Source organism: Pseudomonas sp. Rh2, from assembly GCF_040762985.1.
In the GTDB taxonomy this organism is placed as follows: Bacteria; Pseudomonadota; Gammaproteobacteria; order Pseudomonadales; family Pseudomonadaceae; genus Aquipseudomonas; species Aquipseudomonas taiwanensis.
Genome location: NZ_CP142890.1, coordinates 199,739 through 220,382, shown reverse-complemented (window position 1 = coordinate 220,382; position 20,644 = coordinate 199,739). Strand labels below are relative to the sequence as shown.

Below are 20,644 nucleotides of genomic sequence, written 5' to 3'. Positions count from 1 at the left end.
CGGGTGGTGCTATCGAGGCCAAGCCGGCTCGTGCAGGGGAAGGCTTGGCGTCGATCACGGTGCTACAGCCCGGCCAGTAATTCCCGGTAATCCTCGACCGCCGCAAACTCCTGGGTGTCCCGCGGGGCTGCCTGGCTGTCGGGTTGGCGTACCGCCAGCAGATGCCCCACGCCAAACCTTTGTGCACTGCGCAGAATCGCCAGGGTGTCGTCGATGAACAGGCTACGGGCCGGATCGAAACCGATATCGGCTTGCAGTGCGTCCCAGAATTGCGGGCTTTCCTTTGGGTACCCATAGTCATGGGAGCTGATCAGCCGCTCGAAGTAACACGCCAGCTCCACACGCTCCAGTTTCAGCGACAGCGAGTCGCGGTGGGCATTGGTGATCATTACCACCCGCTTGCCTGCCTTGCGGACTGCCGCCAGGAAGGTGTCGGCATCGGGTCGCAGGGCGATCAGGTGGGCGATTTCGCGTTTGAGTTCGCGGATCGGCAGGTTCAGTTCGCGACTCCAGAAATCTAGGCAGTACCAGTTGAGCGTACCGGCGTTGCGCTCGAACAACGGTTGCAGCTCCAGTTCCGCCATGGCCCGGCTCACCCCATGCAGTTCGGCGTAGCGCTGGGGCAGGTGGTCCAGCCAGAAACGGTTGTCGTAGTGCAGGTCGAGCAGTGTGCCATCCATGTCCAGCAGGACGGTATCGATGGCGGACCAGGGAAGAACAGGCATGGGAAACTCTCGATCAGTCGGCAAGCCACGGTATAGTAACCCGTTCACGCCAAGGAGCCGCCCCATGCGCCAGAAACCTACCGTCCTCAATCGCGAGATCGTCGCCAGCAGCCGCCTGTTTCGCGTCGAGGCCGTGCAGTTGCGCTTCGCCAACGGCAACGAGCGCACCTACGAGCGCTTGGTGGGCCGAGGCAACGGTTACGGCGCGGTGATGGTGGTGGCTATGCTCGATGCAGAGCACGCGGTGTTGGTCGAAGAGTATTGCGGCGGTACCGACGAGTACGAGCTGTCGCTGCCCAAAGGCCTGATCGAACCGGGCGAAGACGTGCTGGCGGCGGCTGACCGTGAGCTCAAGGAAGAAGCCGGTTTCGGCGCTCGGCAGCTTGAGCACCTGACCGAGCTGTCGCTGTCGCCGGGCTACATGAGCCAGAAGATCCAGGTGGTATTGGCCACTGACTTGTACGAAGAGCGCCTGGAAGGTGACGAGCCGGAGCCGATGCGGGTCGACAAGGTCAACCTGCGCGAGTTGTCCGCCTTGGCCATGCACCCGCAGTTCACCGAGGGCAGGGCGCTGGCGGCGCTGTACCTGGCCCGCGACCTGCTGATCCAGCGGGGGCTGCTCGACGCATGAACGACCAACAGCTGATGCATGAAGTGGTGAAGCTGGCCGTGCAGGCGGGCGAGGCTATCTTGCCGTTCTGGCAGTCGGACGTAGCGGTGACCGCCAAGGCCGACGATTCGCCGGTGACGGCTGCCGACCTGGCAGCGCACCGGGTCATCGCCGACGGCCTGGCGGCCCTGGCGCCGCACATTCCCGTGCTGTCGGAAGAGGACTGCAACATCCCGCTGACCGAGCGCCAGGGCTGGACGCGCTGGTGGTTGGTCGACCCGCTGGATGGCACCAAGGAGTTCATCGCCGGCAGCGAAGAGTTCACGGTCAATATCGCCCTGATCGAGGAAGGCGAGGTGGTGTTTGGCGTGGTGGCCATGCCGACCAATGGTCGCTGCTACTTCGGTGGTCGGCAGTTCGGTGCCTGGCGTGCCGATCCAGGTGCCGATCCCCTGTCTATTCGGGTGCGCAACACGCCGCCTGCCGGTAGCCGTTTCACGGTGGTGGCCAGCCGTCGTCATTCCAGCCCTCAGCAGGAGGCGCTACTGGCGGGGTTGGGAGGCACTGTCGGTGAGCTGGAACTGGCCAATATCGGCAGCTCCCTGAAGTTTTGCCTGCTGGCTGAGGGGAGCGCCGATTGCTACCCGCGTCTGGCGCCGACTTCGCAATGGGACACGGCAGCTGCCCAGGGTGTCGTGGAGGGTGCGGGCGGCGAGGTCATCGAAGTGGACGGTCAGCCATTTCGCTATCCCGCGCGGGAGTCGCTGCTCAACCCCTTCTTCCTGGCCTTGCCGGCCGCTGCCAGCTGGCGTGAGGCGTTCATCGAGCACTGTGTCAAACGTTGATGGTGTGCGGGTCGATCGCCGGCTTGCCGGCGATCTGCTGCTTTAGCGATGCAGTACGTACTGCCCGCTGAAACGCACCGCAGGCTCGTCGCTGCCAAGATTACTGACGGTGGTTTCCAGCGTCAGCCGCGCCCGTCCGCGACGCTGATACAGCGTGATGAACCGCTCCCAGGTCTTGTCGTCTGGCGCCGGGCACCGCGCCTGGGCCGCACCCGTCACCGGCAGCGGATAGCTGATCTGGCCTTCCTGAATGACGATGTGGCCGTCATCGATGCCCAGCTCGCGTAGACGCAGGTGCAACCAGCCCCAACCTACCAGCACCGCGGCGCAATACAGACTGCCGCCAAACATGGTGCTCTTGTGGTTGACGTTGGCCTCCAGCGGTAGTTGCAGCTGCAGGCAGTGATTTTGCCAGCCAACGACTTCCAGCCCCATTTCGCGGGTCAGGGGAATGTCATGGTGCAGTACGGACTGCAGGTACTGGCTGTCGGTGGTCATGGGCGAGGGTCCTCTTGGTCGTCGTTTCCGCTGCTGGCGCCTTCGAAGCTAAGGCCATGCTTGCGCAGCTTGTCGTGCAGGGTCTTGCGGGGGATGCCAAGGGCTTCGGCCAGGCTGCGCATCGAGCTGTGCGGCTGGGCCAGCTCGGCGGCGATCAGCGAGCGTTCGAACTGTTCGACCTGTTCGCTGAGATTGCCGCTGAGCACCGGGGCTGCCGGTGCCGTCGCGGCTGGCAACTGGCCGTCGAGGGCCAGCTCCAGGCCCAGGGCGAAACGCTCGGCGGCGTTCTGCAGTTCGCGCACATTGCCTGGCCAGTCGTGGCGCAGCAGGATGGCGCGTTGCGCCGGTTGCAGGCTGTGTGGCGCAAGACCGTGGCGCTGGCTGGCGGCATCGGCGAAATGCTGGAACAGCACCAGAATATCGTCGCCGCGTTCACGCAGTGGCGGGATACGCAGCGGGGCGACGTTCAGGCGGTAGTAAAGGTCGGCGCGGAAGCGGCCCTGGTCGGCGGACTGGCGCAAGTCTTCCTTGGTGGCAGCGATCACGCGGATATCCAGCGGGATAAGCTGGTTGCCGCCCAGGCGTTCGACCACGCGTTCTTGCAGCAGGCGCAGCAGCTTGACCTGCACATCCAGGCTCATGCTCTCGATTTCGTCGAGGAACAGCGTGCCGCCATTGGCGAACTCGAACTTGCCGATGCGGCGTTTTTGCGCGCCAGTGAAGGCGCCCGGCTCATGGCCGAACAGTTCGCTTTCCACCACCGACTCGGCCAGCGCCCCGGCGTTGATCGCCACGAACGGCCCATCGCGGCGGCTGGAAAGGTCATGCAGGGCACGTGCGACCACCTCTTTGCCGGCGCCAGTCTCGCCCAGAATCAGGACATCCGCGCGGGTACCGGCCAGGGCGCCGATCTGCTCGCGCAGGCGCTGCATGGCGGGCGACTGGCCAACCAGGCGAGTGGACAGCTGCTGACGGTCGCTCAGGGCCAGACGCAGGCTGCGGTTGTCCAGCACCAGGCGGCGCAAGGCCAGGGCGCGGCGCACGCTATCGAGCAAGGCATCGGTGGCGAACGGCTTTTCCAGAAAGTCGTAGGCCCCGGCGCGCATGGCCTGTACCGCCAGCGGCACATCGCCGTGGCCGGTGATCAGCAGCACCGGCAGCTCGTTGTCGCGCCCGTGCAGTTGTTCCAGCAGTTGCAGGCCATCGATGCCAGGCATGCGGATATCGCTGACCACCACCCCCGGCCAGTCAGGCTCGATGCGCCCGGCCAGGTCCTGTGCATCGGCCAGGGCGACCACCTTCAGCCCCGCCAGGTCGAGGGTCTGGCTCAGGGCCTGGCGCAGGTGTGGATCGTCGTCCACCAGAATGACCTGGGCGTGGCTGTCGATGAATGTCTCGGTCGTCATGCCGAGGGGTCCTCCGAAGGTTGCAGGTTGGCGCCAGGCTTGGCCACACGCAGCTGCAAGGTCAGCAGGGCGCCACCTTCCGGGTGGTTGCCGAGCAGCAGTTCGCCACCCAGGGCGCGCATCAGGCTTTCGCAGATAGCCAGGCCCAGGCCCAGGCCTTGGGTGCGGGTCTTGGTGGTGAAGAATGGCTCCTTGGCATGCTCCAGGGCCTGGCGGCTGAAACCTGGGCCATTGTCGCGAATGTACAGGTAGACGTAATCGTCACGCTTTTCGGCACTCAACCAAAGTCGACGTGGGTTGGCTTTTTCGGTCAGTGCATCGAGGGCGTTGGCCAGCAGGTTACCGAGCACCTGGCGCAGGCGGGTTTCACCGGCCTGCACCCAAAGGGTGGCGTCCGGCAGGTCGCGGATCAGTTCCACGGCCATGGCGCGCCGACGCTTGGCCAGCAGGGCCAGGGCATCATCCAGGGCCGGCTGCAGGGCCACGCTCTCCGGGGCATGGCGATCGCGCCGGGCGAACGCACGCAGGTGGGCGATGATCGAAGCCATGCGCCCGGTCAGCTCGCCAATCAGCTTGAGGTTGCCGCGGGCATCTTCGGTGCGCTGGTGGTCGAGCAGGATCTCGGCGTTTTCCGCGTAGCTGCGGATCGCGGCCAGGGGCTGGTTGAGCTCATGGCTGATGCTCGCCGACATGGTACCGAGCACCGACAGCTTGCCGGCCTGGACCAGCTCGTCCTGGGCACGGACCAATTCCTGCTGGGCATTCTCACGTTCGAGCACCGCGCTTTTGAGGCGGGCGTTGAGGCCTTCGAGGTCGGCGGTACGTTCCATCACACGCTTTTCGAGCTCTTGGCGGCCACGTGCTTCGAAGTCGATGCGATCGATGTAGTGGCGTCGTCGCTGCATTACCAGCCCGGCCAGCAACATCAGCACCAGCAAGGCGCCGCCACCGATGGCCATGACGGTCTGCACCGAGCGGTCGACCAGGATGCGTGGGGCGAGAATACTGACTTGCCAGCCGGTTTCCTTGATGTCGCGGGTCTGGATCAGCCAGGCCTGAGGGTCCAGGGTCAACGGCTGCGGCGCCTGGGTCGGGTAGGGCTGGATGGCGATGATCGCCTGGCGTTCGGCCTCGGTCAGCTCACGGGTGGAGCGGAAACGCCAGTCTGGCCGCGAGGTCAGCACCACCACGCCGTTCTGGTCGGTCAGCAGCAGTTGCTCGGGCGTCCGGCCCCAAAGGGTTTCGGTGTGGTCCAGGTCGACCTTGACCACCAGCACGCCGACCACCCGTTCGCGGTCGCGCACGGCCGCGGCGAAGAAGTAGCCGCGTTTGGCCGAGGTGGTGCCCTGACCGAAGAAGCGCCCCAGACGTCCTTCCATGGCTTCGATGAAGTACGGGCGGAAGGCGAAGTTACGGCCGACGAAGCTGTCGTGCTTGTCCCAGTTCGACGCGGCCAGGGTGTTGCCGCTCACGTCCATCAGGTACATCACCTCGGCACCGGTCTGGTGGACGATGTCCTTGAGCAAGCGATTGGCGTTGGTGACCGCTTCTATGCGAAACGGGTCGGCCAGCACGTTGCGCAGCGCCGGCAGGTCGCCGAGGATCTGCGGCAAGGTCTCGTACCGGTGCAGGGTGCCGAGCAGGTTCGCGACATACAGGTCGAGGGTCTGGCGGTTCTGCGAGGCCAGTTCGTCCTGATAGTAACGTTCGGCGAGGTGGTGCAGGGGCCACAGCAACGGAGCCAGGCACAGGGCCAGCAGGGCCAGGCTGCGCCAGCGGGGGCGGCGAGGGGGCGTGGGTTTTGCAATCATCGCGTAAAGGCGCCAGAAGAGTCTGGCGCAATTATGCGCTAGTTACGGCAGGTCATCAGCGCCTGCGGCCATCACGCGACTCAGGGGAACAGATCCGCTTCGCTCAACGGGGCGCCTGCCTGGTCCTTGGCAGAAAGGATGGGCGGGTACTTCTTGTCCCACTCGATGGCAAGCTCAAGGTCGTCCCAGCGGATGCAACGTTCGGCGGCGGGGTTGTAGTAATCGGTGGTCTTGTACAGGAAGTCCGCCGACTCGCTCAGCACCTGGAAGCCATGGGCAAACCCAGGGGGAATCCAGAACTGGCGGTGGCCATCGGCGCTCAGTCGGGTAGCCACCCAACGCCCGAAGGTGGGCGAGCTGCGCCGAATGTCCACGGCCACATCCAGCACTTCGCCATGCGTTACCCGAACCAATTTCCCCTGGGGGTTGTCGATCTGGTAGTGCAGCCCGCGCAGCACACCGCGTCGAGAGCGTGAGTGGTTGTCCTGGACGAAGGGCGAAGTGAAACCTGTTTGCCTGGCGAAGTCGCGGGCGTTGAAACTCTCGAAGAAAAAGCCGCGGCTGTCGCCGAAGACCTTGGGTTCGATGATCAGCACATCAGGGATGTCGGTGGCAATGATGTTCATGGCGATAACTGGCCCCCTGAGCTCTGATTCGACCGTGTCAGTCCCTGTTCAATTTAGCCACCCTGGCCTCTTGCAGCCTAGATTGCCAGCATGGCAGCGCTTGCGGTCACGCTCATCATTTCATCTTCAACGCTTGTTTATCGGCGATTTTGCGGGCGAGATAAGTGAAATGTGAAAGAGGTTTCATCTTCAGTGCCTGCGATGCGGGGCCGCTTTGCTGACAGGTTTAATGTGGCTATGTTACACATTTAAGTCGATTGTTATCGGCGTGATTTCGTTCTCTTATGCTTAAACGGTTGGTCTTGTGGCTTCTAAAGCCGATATTTATCGGTTAAATTGGCAGGCAACTGAACAGCGCAACCCCTGGCCAGCACGCCGGGCTCTACAAGAGGTTAACCATGAAAACCCTTAACTCGACACCCCGCGCCGACGGCTTCCACATGCCAGCCGAGTGGGCGCCGCAGAGCCAGGTCTGGATGGTCTGGCCGGAGCGTCCGGACAACTGGCGCCTGGGTGGCAAGCCGGCGCAGGCCGCCCATGTGACCCTGGCCAAGGCCATCGCGCGCTTCGAGCCTGTTACCGTGGCGGTTTCCGCGGGCCAGTACGAGAACGCCCGTCGTCAGCTCGACCTGCCGAACATCCGTGTGGTTGAGATCAGCAACGATGATGCCTGGGTGCGCGACACCGGCCCGACTTTCGTCATCAACGACCATGGCGAAGTGCGCGGTGTGGACTGGGGCTTCAATGCCTGGGGTGGTTTCGACGGGGGCCTGTACGCGCCGTGGAACCGCGATGAAGAGCTGGCGGCCAAGGTCCTGGAAATGGAACGTTGCCAGCGTTACCACACCGAAGGTTTCGTGCTTGAGGGCGGTTCGATTCACGTGGATGGTGAAGGCACCCTGATCACCACCGAGGAATGCCTGCTCAACCGTAACCGTAACCCGCACCTGAACCGCGAGCAGATCGAAGACATCCTGCGCGAGCACCTGTCGGTCGAGACCATCATCTGGCTTCCCGATGGCCTGTACAACGACGAAACCGACGGCCATGTCGACAACTTCTGCTGTTACGTCAGCCCAGGCGAAGTGTTACTGGCCTGGACCGATGATTCCAACGATCCCAACTATGCACGCTGCCACGCGGCCTATGAGGTGCTAAAAAATAGCCGCGACGCCAAAGGGCGCGAGTTTGTGGTGCACAAGATGCCGATTCCGGGCCCACTGTTCGCCACCCAGGAAGAATGTGACGGCGTCGACCATGTCGCGGGTAGCCAGGAGCGCGACCCCTCGGTCCGCCTGGCAGGGTCGTATGTGAACTTCCTGATCGTCAACGGCGGCATCATTGCTCCAAGCTTCGACGACCCAGCAGATGCGCAGGCTAGAGCGATTCTGGCCAAGGTCTTCCCGGACCACGAGGTGGTCATGATTCCGGGGCGTGAACTGCTGCTGGGCGGAGGCAACATCCACTGCCTGACTCAACAGCAACCGGCACCGGTCAAGCGCTGATACGCAACTCCCACAAAAGGCCCGTCAATTGACGGGCCTTTTGTTTCCGGCAGATGTTCGGCAGGCCACATGGCATATGTTTTGTATTGTTTTTCATGGGCTTAGACCCAGCAGACGGGAAGTGCCGTTCTGTAACAATACCAACGTAAATTTGCCGCTCACGGGGCCCAGGGAGTACGTGGAAAGATGAATGCAGCAAGTGAGTCGGCATTGCCCCCATCGGCAGTGGATCACCAATCGCTCCAAATTCTGGCGCAGTGGTTGAAACACCATGGATGCAAACGGGTCAGGACGACCGACCCTCGCCGCCTGCTGGACGGGCGATACCCCCAAGGGCTGATCAGCGATGCAGAGCTAGAAGCGCTGCTGGCCGTATGGCATTGATCAGGGGTTGACCTGTCAACAAATGAACGCCACCGCACTTGCGGTGGCGTTTTTTTTGGGGTGCGCTTTTTGCGTATCTGCTCCCCTCGGCTTGTTCAACAAGCGCTGTGGGTAGTGTCCACTTCGGCCGGTCGATTTTTCCTCGGCCAGAGATAAATTGTCTGTCTTGACCGGGCACCTGCATTGAAATGCACCAGACCTTAGGGTGATTTTGGTTATATCAACCTGCATTTCACGAGTTTTTGACATTTGTAATCGCACGCGGCTACGATTCGGCCAACGCCTGCTGGCCACCTATGGCCATGCTGCTGCACAAGGCCCGCCACCCGACCATTGGCGGGCTTTTCAGTTTGGATCCGCAAAGCGTCGAACCTACGAAGGGGCGTTGGTTCCTGGCGTCATATTGCAGAGCGTTTTTGATTAAGAAATAAGGAAAACAACATGTTGAAAACCAGGATCAGCCTGGTCGCGCTGGCGATGATCGCCGCGACCCAGGCCCAGGCCAACGAGCAGGCCGAAAGCAAGGGCTTCATCGAAGACAGCCACGCAAACGTTCTCCTGCGTAACGCTTACATCAACCGTGACAAGAAGCACGGTACCGATGACCAGATCGAATGGGGCCAAGCGTTCATCGCCAACTTCTCCTCTGGCTTCACCCAAGGCACCGTTGGTGTCGGCGTCGACGCATTCGGCCTGTACGCCGTGCGTCTGGATGGCGGCAAAGGTCACAATGGCGGTGCCGGCGTCGACTTCTTCAAACCGCACAACACCAAGAACGCCGATGACAATGCCAGCTCGCCGCATGATCTGGCCCGTGCGGGCGCTGCCGTGAAGTTCCGCATCTCCAACACCGTGCTCAAGTACGGTGACCAGATGCCAACCCTGCCAGTGCTGCAATACGACGACGCACGTCTGCTGCCAGAAAGCTTCACCGGCACCCTGATCACCTCCAAGGAGATCGAAGGCCTGGAGCTGAACGCCGGCCGCTTCACCCAGGAAGCGCGCAAGAGTGCCGAGCGTCGTGACGGTGGCGGCCTGAAGTCGATCAACGTCTTCGGCGGTAGCTACAAGTTCACCGATAACTTCACCGCTTCGTTGTACACCGCAGACAACGAAGACGTGATGAAGAAGCACTACCTGGGCCTGAACTACGTCTTCCCGATCGCCAATGACCAGTCCCTGACCCTGGACTTCAACGGCTACAAGTCGGACATCGACAAGAAGTATGTGCAGTCCGCTGGTCTTAACGGCGACTCCAACACCATCTGGAGCCTGGCTGCGACCTACGCCTACGGCCCGCACTCCTTCACCCTTGCGCACCAGCGCAGCACCGGCAGCACTGGCTACAACTACGGTTGGTACCAGAACGAAGGTGGCGTGGGTGACGGTGGTTCGACCATCTACCTGGCCAACTCCTACTGGTCCGACTTCAACGCCGAGGACGAGCGTTCCTGGCAGCTGGGCTATGGCCTGGACTTCGGTGCCTTCGGCATTCCGGGTCTGACCTACAAAGTGGCCTACGTCGTGGGTGACAACATCAACACCCGCAAGGTCGGCGCCCCGCAAGGCTTCGGTGAAGGTAAAGAGCGCGAGATCTTCAACCAGATCCGTTACGTCGTTCAAGACGGTCCGGCCAAGGACCTGTCGATCAAGCTGCGTAGCTCGTTCGTGCGTACCAACAACGCTGTCCAGCAGAACGGCAACTACATGGACGACGGCAACGAAGTTCGTGTGTTCGTCGAGTACCCGATCAGCATCTTCTGATCCTGATCGCGTCACCAGCAGCCCCGGCCTATGCCGGGGCTGTTTCGTTTCGGCGTACCGCAGCCACCGCTGGCGCCTCCAGGGCCTCAACGGTATCTGGCGCGAAGCTGTCGCTGCGGGCCATGCGCCACATCCGCGCGTAGAACTCACTTTCGATCGAGCCACTGAGCAATTCGCCTGGCTTGAGGAACTGATGCAAGTCCGAGAACAGGCTGATTTCGCTGGTGCTGATGCGCCGCGCCAGGTGCTTGGGCTTGAGCTCCGACGGGTGTTCCAGGCCCGCCGCGGCCAGCATCTCGGCCAGCGCGTGCAAGGTGTTGCGGTGGAAGCTGGCGACGCGCTCGGCCTTGTCCGGCACCACCAGGGCGCGTTGACGCAGTGGGTCCTGGGTCGCGACGCCGGTCGGGCATTTGTTGGTATGGCAGCTTTGCGACTGGATGCAGCCAATGGCGAACATGAAGCCACGCGCCGAGTTGACCCAATCGGCACCGATGGCCAGCACGCTGGCGATATCGAAGGCGCTGACGATCTTGCCGGCGGCACCGATGCGGATACTGCTGCGCAAGTTCAGGCCCACCAGGGTGTTGTGCACGAACATCAGGCCTTCACGCATGGGCACGCCCATGTTGTCGCTGAATTCGCGTGGCGCCGCGCCGGTGCCGCCTTCCTTGCCGTCGACGACGATGAAATCAGGCGTGATGCCGGTGGCCAGCATGGCCTTGGCGATGGCCATGAACTCCCACGGGTGGCCCAGGCAGAACTTGAACCCCACGGGTTTGCCCCCTGACAACTCACGCAGGCTAGCGATGAACTTGAGCAGTTCCACCGGCGTGCGGAAGGCGCTGTGGGCGGCGGGTGAGATGCAGTCTTCGCCAATGCGCACGCCACGGGTGGCGGCAATCTCCGGGCTGACCTTGTGCCCTGGCAGGATGCCGCCGTGGCCAGGCTTGGCGCCTTGGCTGAGCTTGACCTCGATCATCTTCACCTGGGGCGAGCGCGCCTGCTCGGCGAAGCGTTTGGGGTCGAAGCGACCCTCCTCGGTCCGGCAACCGAAGTAGCCGCTGCCGATCTCCCAAATCAGGTCGCCACCGTGTTCGCGGTGGTAGGGGCTGATGCTGCCCTCGCCGGTGTCATGGGCGAAACGCCCCATGCGTGCGCCCTGGTTGAGGGCGGCGATGGCGTTGGCGCTGAGTGCGCCGAAACTCATGGCCGAGATGTTGAAGATCGACGCCGAATACGGCAGCCGGCACTGCGGACCACCGATGGCGATGCGGAACGACGCCGGGTCAGGCGTGGCCACCGGCACCATGGAGTGGCTGATGAACTCGAAGCCAGGCTTGTAGGCATCGTTGAGGGTGCCGAATGCCTTCTCGGCGCTCTCGTTCTTGGCCCGGGCGTACACCAGCGAGCGCTGCGAACGGGAGAAGGGCAGCTTGTCGTCATCGCCCTCGATCAGGTACTGGCGGATTTCCGGGCGGATGGTTTCGATCAAGTAGCGAATGTTGCCCAGGATCGGGTAGTTGCGCCGCACCGCGTGATGGCTTTGGCGCAGGTCGTTGAGGCCGATCAGACTGAGCAGCGCGGTGATGACCGTGACGGGCCAGAGCCAGTCATGTTGGCCAAGGTACGGGAGGCTGGCGAAGGTGAAGATCAGGCAAGTCGCCAGGCAGGCGTAACGGCTGGGAAGAGAGTGTTTCATGGATCCATCGCTGACAGGATGACCGGGCCTAGGATAGGCAAAGCGACAGTTGGGAAAACCTGGAGAATCGGTAAAACACTGTTACGCGATGATGGGTTGTGCGGGCGCTTTTGGCCTCATGGGGGCAAACCGTTGGCCAATCCGGCCCTACCCCGGCAGTAGAACGCTGACCCGCAAGCCACCGCCCTCGCGGTTCATCAACCTCAGCTCGCCACCATGGCTGGCAGCGATCCGCTGGGCGATGCTCAATCCCAGCCCGTAGCCACCCGAGGCCTGGTTGCGCGAACCTTCACCCCGCACGAACGGGTCAACGATGGTCGCCAGCAGCCCCGGTGCGATACCCGGCCCGCGGTCGTCGATGTGGATGAGCACATGCGTGGTAGCACGTTCCAGCGTCACCGACACCGCTTTGGCATAACGCAGGGCATTGACCAGCAGGTTTTGCAGGCAGCGCTGCAACAGCAAGGCGTCGCCCTCCACATTGCCCACCTTGCCCTGTACCGGCAGTGGCTCGTCGGCGCTGGCCAGGTCGGCGCATAACCGGGCCACCAAGCGGTCGAGGTCGACTGGCTGCAGGTTCTGTTGCTCGCCAGCGCGCAGGTAATCGAGCACCTGGCCGATCATGTTGTCCATCTGGGTGATGTTCTGCCGCAGGCGTTCACGCTGTTCGGCGTCTTGCAGGCGTTCCAATCGCAGCCGCATGCGCGTCAGCGGCGTGCGCAAGTCGTGGGATACGGCGGCCAGAAAATGAGCCTTGTCGTTGACCATGGCAATCAGGCGCTGCTGCATGGCATTGAATGCCTGCGCTGCCTGGCGCACTTCTTGGGGCCCGTCCAGGGCCAGCGGCGGTTGTTCCAGGTTGCTGCCCAACCCACGTGCAGCATCGGCCAACCGCCTTAGTGGGCGCAGGCAAAGGCGCACCGCGACCAGGCAGACCAGCAGCACCGCAACGATCCGCAAGGCGTATACCCGCAGCAGGTAGTCACTGATCAGCAGCCAAGCCGATTCACCGCTCCAGCCTTGCAGCTCCTGGCCGTCGATGGTCAGCCAATGGCCGTCGGCCAAGGGAACCGCGAACTGGATATGCGCCTGCGCCGTACGCAGGCCGAACAGGCTGCGCCAGACGATCGGTTGGCCCAGTTCATCGGTCAGTTGCACGTTCAACAGGCGCACATCCTGAGCCTTGCCCAGCTCGTATTCCAACGCCTGGCGCAGTAGCAGCTCGACTCGCCGTCGCCCCCGGCGCTCGTCCTGTTTCGCCCCCGGCAAGGCCTCGACGCAGCGCAAGCGGTAATGCGTCGGCGCCTGCAGTTGGCCGACCGGGCAGTCCGCCTGGGCGATCAGCGGCGCGCTGCGGGCGGCGAGCAACCGCACTGGCGCTTCCAGCACCTGAGCGAAACGCACATCGAACCAGATGCTGCTCGACATCAGCTGGATCACCAGCGTGCCACTGACCATGATCAGCAGCAGCTGGCCAAACAACGTACGCGGCCACAGTCGGCGCAGCCAAGGCACCTCAGGCATCCGCCCCCGCGCGGGCGATGTTCAACAGATAGCCTTCGTTGCGAATGGTCAGAATCTGCACGTCGCCTTCCGGGGCGCGGCGCAACTGCTGGCGCAGGCGACTGATGCACATATCCACCGAGCGGTCGTCGGGGTGGTGATCGCGACCGAACGCGCTGCGGGTCAGTTGGTCGCGGGACACCACGCGGCTGTTGGCGTCCAGCAGCTCGCGCAGGACACGGTGGTCCGAGCGCGGCAGGGTCAGCGACTCCCCGTCCGGGCGGGTGAGCAGGCGCTTGATATGGTCGATGGCAAAACCCGCGAAGTGTTGTGTTTCGGCCACCGGCGCGTCGGTGGTCGCCTCCAGGCGCTGGGGACGGCGCAGCACCGCCTTGATGCGAGCGGTCAATTCGCGCGGTTCGAAGGGCTTGGCCAGGTAATCGTCGGCACCCACCTCAAGGCCGATGATGCGGTCCAGGGTGCTGCCCTTGGCCGACAGCATGATCACCGCCAGGCCGGGCGTTGCCTGCAACTGACGGCACAGGCTCAGGCCGTCTTCGCCAGGCAGCATCAGGTCGAGTACCACCAGGTCGACCTTGTGCCGCGCCAACTGCGCGCGCATCTCGTCGCCATGGGCTGCTGCCAGCACGCTGTAGCCGGCTTCGGTCAAATACTCGCAAAGAAGTTCGCGGATCTCGTCGTCATCATCGACGACAAGCAAGGTTGTGCTCATCGAAAAACACCTGTTGGCGGAAGGTCGGCAGCGCTCGTTACGTTCGATTACATGCCCGTACAAGCCGGACATGGAGCCCGAAGGGCGGATGCCTAGAATCGTAACAAAAAATCAACTGCGAATACGAAGCCTTCCCAAATGAATCATCAGCGCATCATGCCCGACGTCTCACCCATCCACCGAGGCGTTAACCACCTTCACCCGCTTGCGTTCTTCATTGCCGTCGCCTTGAGCGGCGGTGCCATGGCTGCCGACAGCCAACCGCTGGAGCTGGAGGCCACGCAAATCGAGGACAGCGCCCTGGTCCCGGCCGACGAGGCTGGCCAGCTGGGTTACACGGTCGAGAGCACCCGAAGCTCCACCGGCCTGAATCTGACCCCACGCCAGACCCCGCAATCGGTTACTACCATCACCCGCCAGCAGATGGACGACCGCGACATCCATACCCTCGAACAGGCGCTGGACACCACGCCAGGAGTGAGCGCCACCAAGTCCGAGGTCGGTGGTCGCACCGACTTTCGTGCCCGGGGTTACTCGATCAGCAACTGGAAGGTCGATGGACTGCAGTTCCAGGGCGGTTCCGACTTCAGCGGCGGCGGCAATGCGCTGAACATGGACCTGTACGAGCGCATCGACATCGTGCGCGGCGCCAACGGCCTGCTCGGCGGCACCGGCGACCCGTCGGCCACCGTCAACCTGATCCGCAAGGCCCCGACCCGCACCTTCGGTGGCAGTGCATACGCCACCTATGGCAGTTGGGACAAACGCCGCCTGGGCGCCGACCTGAACCTGCCGTTGTCCGAAGATGGCCGCCTGCGCTCACGCTTTGTGATGACCCAGCAGGACGCCAACTCATTCCGCGACAACCAGTCCGAGCGCTCCCGCGCTGCCCTGGCCAACTTCGAGTTCGACCTGGACGACGCCACCACCCTCGGTGCCGGTTACCAGTACGAGTACAACAAAGTGGTCGGCGGCGGATGGGGCGCGAACATCCCCATCTGGTATCGCGACGGCAGCAAGACCGACCTGCCGCGCAGCACCAACCTGGTCCCGAGCTGGAGCTTTGGCGAGTACGCCACCCGCACCGCATTCGGCTCGTTGGAGCACCATTTCGACAACGACTGGACACTGGACCTCAAGGCCGCCCAGAGCACTGCCGAAGTGCTCAACCACCGAGGCTTGGCCAAGGTCAACTCGGCGGGGCGCGGCCGCTACGGCGGCTACTGGGACCAGGACGGCAGCGGCGCCGTGCTCAACGGCCTGCACAGCACCAGCGACACCACCCAGCAATCCGCCCAGATCGACCTCTCGGGCCCGTTCCAGCTGTTCGGCCGCACCCACCAGGCCATGGTCGGTTACAACGACAGCCGCACCGTGGCCTGGTCGCCGGAATACAGCTGCACCATGGTCAGCGACGACCGCATCAGCGCGCCATCGGTGGGCTGCCAGTTCCGCGCCAACAACGGCTTCCCGGTGACCGACTGGCACAACGGCGTTGACAGCGACTACGACATGATCGCCTCCCGCACCGGCCGCCACACCAAGACCACCACCCGCCTGCAAGGCCTGTACGCCGCCACCCGCCTGAGCATCACCGACCCCCTGTCGGTGATCGTCGGCGTGCGCAGCACTGATTATTCGGCCACCACCCGCAACGTCAGCGGCGTGCGCAGCAACCAGCAGAACCACGGCATCGTCACGCCCTACCTGGGGGCGGTCTATGACCTCGACGACACCTACTCGCTGTACGCCAGCTACACCGACATCTTCAACCCCCAGACTGCCGAAACGGCCAGCGGCACCAAGGTCGAGCCGATTCGCGGCCAGAGCTACGAAACCGGTATCAAGGGTGAGTGGCTGGATGGCCGCTTGAACGCATCGGCGGCGTATTTCCGCACCAAGCAGCAGAACAAGGCCGTGCTAGACGACGGCCTGACCACGCCAACCGGCGGCGACGCCTACAAGGCCGGCACCGGCCAGGAAACCGACGGTATCGACCTCGAAATCGCTGGCGCCCTGACACCGAACTGGAACGTCTATGCCGGCTACACCTACCTGCATTTCCGCCGCGTCGACAGCGACGGCAGAAGTGACCCGTCGCATCTGTTCAAGGCATCGACCACCTACCGCCTGAGCGGCCCGCTCGACCGCTTGACCCTCGGCGCAGGCGTCAAGGCACAAACCAACATCCGCGCAATCTCAAGCCCGGCTGGGCAGCCGTTGAACGGTGTGAGTGGAGGGGCTACTGACGTGAACTGGTCCGGATATGCGATTTGGAATGCCATGGCCAAGTACCAGCTGACTGACGACACCACGGTGAGCTTCAACGTCGATAACTTGTTCGATAAGCATTACTACACGCAGTACGGGTTCTATGCGGGGGCGATCTACGGGGATCCGCGGAATATGGCGGTGACGGTGAGTACGGCGTTCTGATCAGGCGAGGGCTGCGTTGCAGCCCTTTGGTGATACCAGTGCGTCGCATCGGTGGAGTGCGCTTTTTGCGGGGCGGATTCAGGTGACGGAACGCCAAAACGAACAAACCCGCCAGACGAACGGTTTAACGCTGTGAGGGCAGGGGATTCGGAATCGAATCGGCGTGTAACAGCCTTGTCCTTCGTCGGTCTGTGCTCATAAGCCACTTGTCTGCTGCCCAGAATTGCGCCACTGTAAAGACTATTGTCATTACAGTGAGCTAGCCATCATGGCATCCATCAATGTTCGTATCGACGACGATCTCAAAATCCGAGCCTATCGTGAGCTTGAGCGGTTGGGTGTTACGCCCTCCGAGCTCATGCGCCAAGCCTTGCAGTACGTCGCCGAGCGCGGGCAGTTGCCTTTTAAGCCTGTGCTCATGACTGATGAAGATGAGGCGCTGCTAGCGATCGTTCGCGAGCGCCTTGCCGACCCTCAGCGAGTGAGGGTTTCGCTGGATGACCTATAGCCTTGAGTTCGATGCGCGAGCGCTAAAGGAATGGCAAAAGCTGGGGGATACGGTCCGGCAGCAACTCAAGAAAAAACTCGCCTCGGTTTTGCTGAATCCGAGGGTTGAGGCGAACCGGCTGCATAGCTTGCCGGACTGCTACAAGATCAAGCTGCGCAGTAGCGGCTACCGATTGGTCTACCAGGTGATCGAACAAGAGGTTGTAGTTTTTGTGGTAGCTGTGGATAAGCGCGAGCGGGAACAGGCTTATCTTAAGGCGGCAGAGCGAGTGGTAGGTAAAACGTCATAACGAAAAACTGTTAAAGGGCAGTTTTAGGCTCTGTCTGAAATCCCAAGAAACTGAAAGGTGGCCCCGGAACAGCCGGGGTTCTGTACAGTCGCCGGCCATCTGCGGAAAGGAATTCTGTGATGGCAAAGCGTTATGAACTCTCGGATGAGGCGTGGGCAGTGGTCGCCGATCTCTTTACGGCAGCCCACGTCAGGGGCAGGCCCCGCAGCAGTGATCGCTTGATGCTCGATGGTGTGCTCTGGGTGCTGTGCTCAGGAGCAGCCTGGCGAGATATGCCCGAGCGCTTCGGGTCTTGGGCGACGGTCTATCACCGCTTCCGGGTCTGGCGAAACCGCGGAACATTCGATCAGATGCTCAGACGATTGCACCTCAGACTCAATGACAAAGGCTTGATTGATCCCCACACCTGGATGATCGATTCGACCGCTGTTCGAGCAACCCGTGCTTCATCTGGAGCGCGGAAAAAAGGGGGCCTGACGAGCCTACCGATCACGCTCTAGGCCGCAGTCGCGGCGGACTGACAACCCAAATTCATATGCTCTGCGATGCCAACGGGATACCGTTGCGCTTCCTTCTCTCTGGCGGCCAAGCCAGCGACATCAGCTATGCCCAGCCGTTACTTGATGATGTCAGCATCCCGACAAACCAGCGTGGTCGTCCACGCAAACGATGCAAATGGTTGCTGGCTGACAAAGGCTACGACGCCGAGGCCTTGCGCCGTTACTGCGATCGATATCGGATGCAGCCGGTCATTCCGCTGCGCTCAATGAAACACAAGCCCAAACCCGGCTTGCCAAGACTGTTTGACCGCCCAAAATATCGACAGCGCAACATCATCGAACGCATGTTCGGCTGGCTAAAAGAGAACCGCCGAATCGTCACGCGCTTCGACAAGCTCGCAAAAAGTTATGCCGCAATGGTCTCGCTGGCTTGTGTCATGCGGTGTATGCGACGGCTTTTTTCAGACAGCGCCTAGCGCTGGCTACCCTCGGAATCCGACGGAACGCCAAAACGAAAAAACCCGCCAGAAGGCGGGTTTTTCGGGGGTTCCAGAGATTTTGAAAGCTTTCTATGGAACCTTGAATGGTGCGGCACCAGGAGTCAAAAAAAATTATAATCATATGATTTATAAGAATTTGATGTCTTAAGTTATGCTCCGCTACCTCTAAAACTACCCTTTGCCCGGCTCGGTTGCTTAGAAATGCGGAAAAACAAGCGATGATCGATTGCCTTTTATGCATGCTTGCCCCCAGTTATGCATGATGGCGTATTGCTTGGTAGAGGCATAATCTGCCGTTTGATGGGGCGTCGAAAATAGATGCGTTTTATGTGAAAGTGATAATTAAAATATATTTCGGTCTTTTTCCATAGCCCTTTGAAACCATTTAGGCATATTAAGAGTTTTACTTCTTACTCTGGAAGGGATCATACGCCAGAAAGTGATGATTGCGTTGGAAAACTGATCAAAGTGTTCGTCAGTTATGAACAAGTGGGTGTAATCTACCTGTCTCACATCCGGAGCAACTCCTGCAAAAGAAGAGGTCTGCAAGAATTCGGAATAATTATTTTTAAGTTTTTTCAAAGATAGGCCTTCACCATGTTTGTAAACATTTACAACGTATCGGCAAGCGCTTAGCTTTTGAAGGTGGTCTGCATCACGGCTAGCAATCCCTGAAGCATCCAGTAACTCAGCAATTTCTTCATGTGTTGCTTGCCACACCCGCTCTGTAACAGCAGCACCTCTATGCCAATGTCCAATTTCCTTCAGAAGCCACCGGCGTAACTCTTTATCCCACGTATGGTACATCCCTGCAACGATGCTCATTCTGACTTGGTCTCGTAGTTCACTCAGCAGCCGATAAAACTCTATTCCTTCATGGTGGGCATCCTCTTCAAGACTTCCGGGATCGTCTCGGTCGGGATCGAAATGCTCGGACCTCTTTTCTAGCCAGCGTTCTGCTGCCTCCTCAGACTCCTGCTCCATATTACTGAATTGAGACAAAAGCTTTTTTCTTCCCTGATCGACATAGAAGCGATGTTGCTCAATTATCGACTCTCGCCAGGGCTCCCATATATCAAAACATGTAACTGCATGAGGTTTATTATTGCCTGCTTGGTCATCACGTATATTAGGCATAGGGGGGCATCCAAAATTAAAAGGGGGGAGGTATATAATATATGAGTTTCCAAGGTTTGATGGTTGTAGTCATGATTCGGGGCTAATGTGCTGCGGAAAAGAATTAATTATATAAGTTGCTTTTGAGAGTCGGTGACGCTGATAAAAATAAGTTGCCATGTCTTGGGGCTTGTTTAAGTTTGTTTGGAGTTGGGTGTTGCCGCGGAATGATATCGTTCTGTTGTTTTTGTGGTCAAGTCTGGCCATTATATTGACGATCAAAAGCCAAAAATAGTTTGTGGTTGATTTCATCGATCGAGTCAAGCAGATTTAATAGCCGCGGCTCTTTAACGTCTATCCTCTCAAGCCATAATTTATAAGGTCGATTGGTAAAACGGATGGTTGGCGATATAAAGCGAATGTCTGGGCGCTGGTAAAATGGATAAGTTGAAAAGCTCTCATCGCTATTCCGAGCCAGGCAGAAATCCATAGATTCGTTCCAAGACCCATGGATCGACTCTGACATCATCCCATACGTACAAGAATACAAGTCGTGGTGTTCAATGGTTGAAAATATCTCAAAAAAAGACTTACCTTGGAGCTTCCATCTGTTTTTCTTTTGCTGAGAAAAATCATTAACAGTTAATTTTTCGTAGTTCATTTTTTCTGTTATGGAGGCTAGTAAGCGCTTCCCTGCTTTAGTCTCATAAAACGCAGAGCGGTCCTCCAGATTTCCCAATATTCTAAGTCGGTCTTTATAAGAGCATTTTCTATAGTCCTCAACAACATCGGTGTTGCTGTTAATTAGATATGTGCTTAGTATGGATGCTTCAATCAATGGTCTTTCGAGAACGCTGATAATCTCACCGTTCTGCTCTTGATAGTATCGAACAATTTCCTTTAATAATTTCCATATGCGTACTAAAAGCCCTAAGATAGGTGCGTCTTCCAAGTCGAAGCCTGTTGGGTTGCGATCTATGTTGCGTATTCTTGTTACAATGTCATAAATCTCTACGGTGTCCTGATAAAAGACCGCTGCAAATTCATCTAGTTTGTCCAGGCTATCTAAGTGCTCATCGATGAACCTAGGGTTGTACTTTTCAATTAATTTATTAATTTCGTCCATAAGGCCTATGGTGGTTTCTAAGTTGAATGTGTTTTGGTGTTTTATATTTTGTCTTTGACC

The 20,644-nt window shown here is 60.2% G+C and carries 19 protein-coding genes; 9 read left to right on the top strand and 10 right to left on the bottom strand.

Annotation, left to right across the window (positions count from 1 at the left end; genetic code table 11):
• Positions 1 to 62: 62 nt before the first annotated feature.
• Positions 63 to 725, bottom strand: coding sequence for a GMP/IMP nucleotidase (gene yrfG / locus VXM67_RS00995; protein ID WP_027907228.1), 663 nt, complete (start codon positions 723 to 725; stop codon positions 63 to 65).
• A gap of 64 nt (positions 726 to 789) precedes the next feature.
• On the opposite strand from yrfG, the gene nudE reads away from it, so the two are divergent.
• The gene (nudE, locus tag VXM67_RS00990; RefSeq protein ID WP_023382882.1) at positions 790 to 1,356 is read left to right on the top strand and encodes an ADP compounds hydrolase NudE; all 567 of its coding nucleotides are present in this window, start codon (positions 790 to 792) and stop codon (positions 1,354 to 1,356) included.
• A complete protein-coding gene (gene cysQ, locus VXM67_RS00985) occupies positions 1,353 to 2,180 on the top strand; it encodes a 3'(2'),5'-bisphosphate nucleotidase CysQ (RefSeq protein WP_023382881.1) in 828 nt (275 codons plus the stop codon). Before nudE ends, cysQ begins: the two co-directional genes overlap by 4 nt.
• 42 nt (positions 2,181 to 2,222) lie before the next feature.
• Here the strand turns inward: cysQ and VXM67_RS00980 are convergent, their stop codons facing one another.
• The 4 genes from VXM67_RS00980 to rfbC all read right to left on the bottom strand — a co-directional run bounded on the left by VXM67_RS00980 (position 2,223) and on the right by rfbC (position 6,521).
• Positions 2,223 to 2,678, bottom strand: coding sequence for a YiiD C-terminal domain-containing protein (locus VXM67_RS00980; protein ID WP_023382880.1), 456 nt, complete (start codon positions 2,676 to 2,678; stop codon positions 2,223 to 2,225).
• Positions 2,675 to 4,084 carry a sigma-54-dependent transcriptional regulator gene (locus VXM67_RS00975; protein ID WP_367237450.1) on the bottom strand — a complete coding sequence of 470 codons (1,410 nt, stop codon included), beginning with the start codon at positions 4,082 to 4,084 and terminating at the stop codon, positions 2,675 to 2,677. The genes VXM67_RS00980 and VXM67_RS00975 overlap by 4 nt, the downstream gene beginning before the upstream one ends.
• Complete coding sequence (locus VXM67_RS00970; RefSeq protein ID WP_027907229.1) at positions 4,081 to 5,895, bottom strand: ATP-binding protein; 1,815 nt, start codon at positions 5,893 to 5,895, stop codon at positions 4,081 to 4,083. Before VXM67_RS00970 ends, VXM67_RS00975 begins: the two co-directional genes overlap by 4 nt.
• Positions 5,896 to 5,975: 80 nt before the next feature.
• Entirely contained in the window at positions 5,976 to 6,521 is a 546-nt protein-coding gene (gene rfbC / locus VXM67_RS00965; RefSeq protein WP_023382877.1) for a dTDP-4-dehydrorhamnose 3,5-epimerase, read from the bottom strand.
• Positions 6,522 to 6,919: 398 nt separating this feature from the next.
• Between rfbC and aguA the strand changes: the two genes are divergently transcribed.
• The 3 genes from aguA to VXM67_RS00950 all read left to right on the top strand — a co-directional run bounded on the left by aguA (position 6,920) and on the right by VXM67_RS00950 (position 10,174).
• Complete coding sequence (gene aguA / locus VXM67_RS00960) at positions 6,920 to 8,026, top strand: agmatine deiminase (protein ID WP_023382876.1); 1,107 nt, start codon at positions 6,920 to 6,922, stop codon at positions 8,024 to 8,026.
• A gap of 186 nt (positions 8,027 to 8,212) precedes the next feature.
• Positions 8,213 to 8,410 (top strand): hypothetical protein, encoded by a 198-nt coding sequence (locus tag VXM67_RS00955; protein WP_081669664.1) that lies wholly within the window; start codon positions 8,213 to 8,215, stop codon positions 8,408 to 8,410.
• Between the two features lie 441 nt (positions 8,411 to 8,851).
• On the top strand, positions 8,852 to 10,174 hold the full coding sequence (locus VXM67_RS00950; RefSeq protein ID WP_023382875.1) for an OprD family porin: 1,323 nt from the start codon (positions 8,852 to 8,854) through the stop codon (positions 10,172 to 10,174).
• Positions 10,175 to 10,202: 28 nt separating this feature from the next.
• Here the strand turns inward: VXM67_RS00950 and VXM67_RS00945 are convergent, their stop codons facing one another.
• The 3 genes from VXM67_RS00945 to VXM67_RS00935 all read right to left on the bottom strand — a co-directional run bounded on the left by VXM67_RS00945 (position 10,203) and on the right by VXM67_RS00935 (position 14,109).
• Positions 10,203 to 11,873 (bottom strand): FMN-binding glutamate synthase family protein, encoded by a 1,671-nt coding sequence (locus VXM67_RS00945; RefSeq protein WP_367237449.1) that lies wholly within the window; start codon positions 11,871 to 11,873, stop codon positions 10,203 to 10,205.
• A gap of 147 nt (positions 11,874 to 12,020) precedes the next feature.
• Complete coding sequence (locus tag VXM67_RS00940) at positions 12,021 to 13,397, bottom strand: ATP-binding protein (protein WP_049818751.1); 1,377 nt, start codon at positions 13,395 to 13,397, stop codon at positions 12,021 to 12,023.
• Positions 13,390 to 14,109, bottom strand: coding sequence for a response regulator (locus VXM67_RS00935; protein WP_367237448.1), 720 nt, complete (start codon positions 14,107 to 14,109; stop codon positions 13,390 to 13,392). Before VXM67_RS00935 ends, VXM67_RS00940 begins: the two co-directional genes overlap by 8 nt.
• Positions 14,110 to 14,265: 156 nt before the next feature.
• Here VXM67_RS00935 and VXM67_RS00930 point away from each other — a divergent pair, with 156 nt between their 5' ends.
• The 4 genes from VXM67_RS00930 to VXM67_RS00915 all read left to right on the top strand — a co-directional run bounded on the left by VXM67_RS00930 (position 14,266) and on the right by VXM67_RS00915 (position 18,318).
• Positions 14,266 to 16,545: a TonB-dependent siderophore receptor gene (locus tag VXM67_RS00930; RefSeq protein ID WP_367237699.1), complete on the top strand. Its 2,280-nt coding sequence runs from the start codon at positions 14,266 to 14,268 to the stop codon at positions 16,543 to 16,545.
• Between the two features lie 268 nt (positions 16,546 to 16,813).
• On the top strand, positions 16,814 to 17,053 hold the full coding sequence (locus tag VXM67_RS00925) for a type II toxin-antitoxin system RelB/DinJ family antitoxin (protein ID WP_023382870.1): 240 nt from the start codon (positions 16,814 to 16,816) through the stop codon (positions 17,051 to 17,053).
• The gene (locus VXM67_RS00920) at positions 17,043 to 17,342 is read left to right on the top strand and encodes a type II toxin-antitoxin system RelE/ParE family toxin (protein ID WP_023382869.1); all 300 of its coding nucleotides are present in this window, start codon (positions 17,043 to 17,045) and stop codon (positions 17,340 to 17,342) included. Before VXM67_RS00925 ends, VXM67_RS00920 begins: the two co-directional genes overlap by 11 nt.
• Positions 17,343 to 17,461: 119 nt before the next feature.
• Positions 17,462 to 18,318 (top strand): IS5 family transposase gene (locus tag VXM67_RS00915; protein WP_367237447.1). Its coding sequence is split into 2 segments (ribosomal slippage): positions 17,462 to 17,797 and positions 17,800 to 18,318, totalling 855 coding nucleotides; the frame shifts between segments, so codons are not numbered across the junction.
• Positions 18,319 to 18,684: 366 nt separating this feature from the next.
• Here the strand turns inward: VXM67_RS00915 and VXM67_RS00910 are convergent.
• Together VXM67_RS00910 and VXM67_RS00905 are read right to left on the bottom strand one after the other, a co-directional pair.
• Positions 18,685 to 19,479, bottom strand: coding sequence for a hypothetical protein (locus VXM67_RS00910; protein WP_367237446.1), 795 nt, complete (start codon positions 19,477 to 19,479; stop codon positions 18,685 to 18,687).
• A 232-nt stretch (positions 19,480 to 19,711) separates the two neighbouring features.
• Positions 19,712 to 20,584: a DUF5677 domain-containing protein gene (locus VXM67_RS00905; RefSeq protein ID WP_367237445.1), complete on the bottom strand. Its 873-nt coding sequence runs from the start codon at positions 20,582 to 20,584 to the stop codon at positions 19,712 to 19,714.
• Between the last annotated feature and the right edge of the window lie 60 nt (positions 20,585 to 20,644).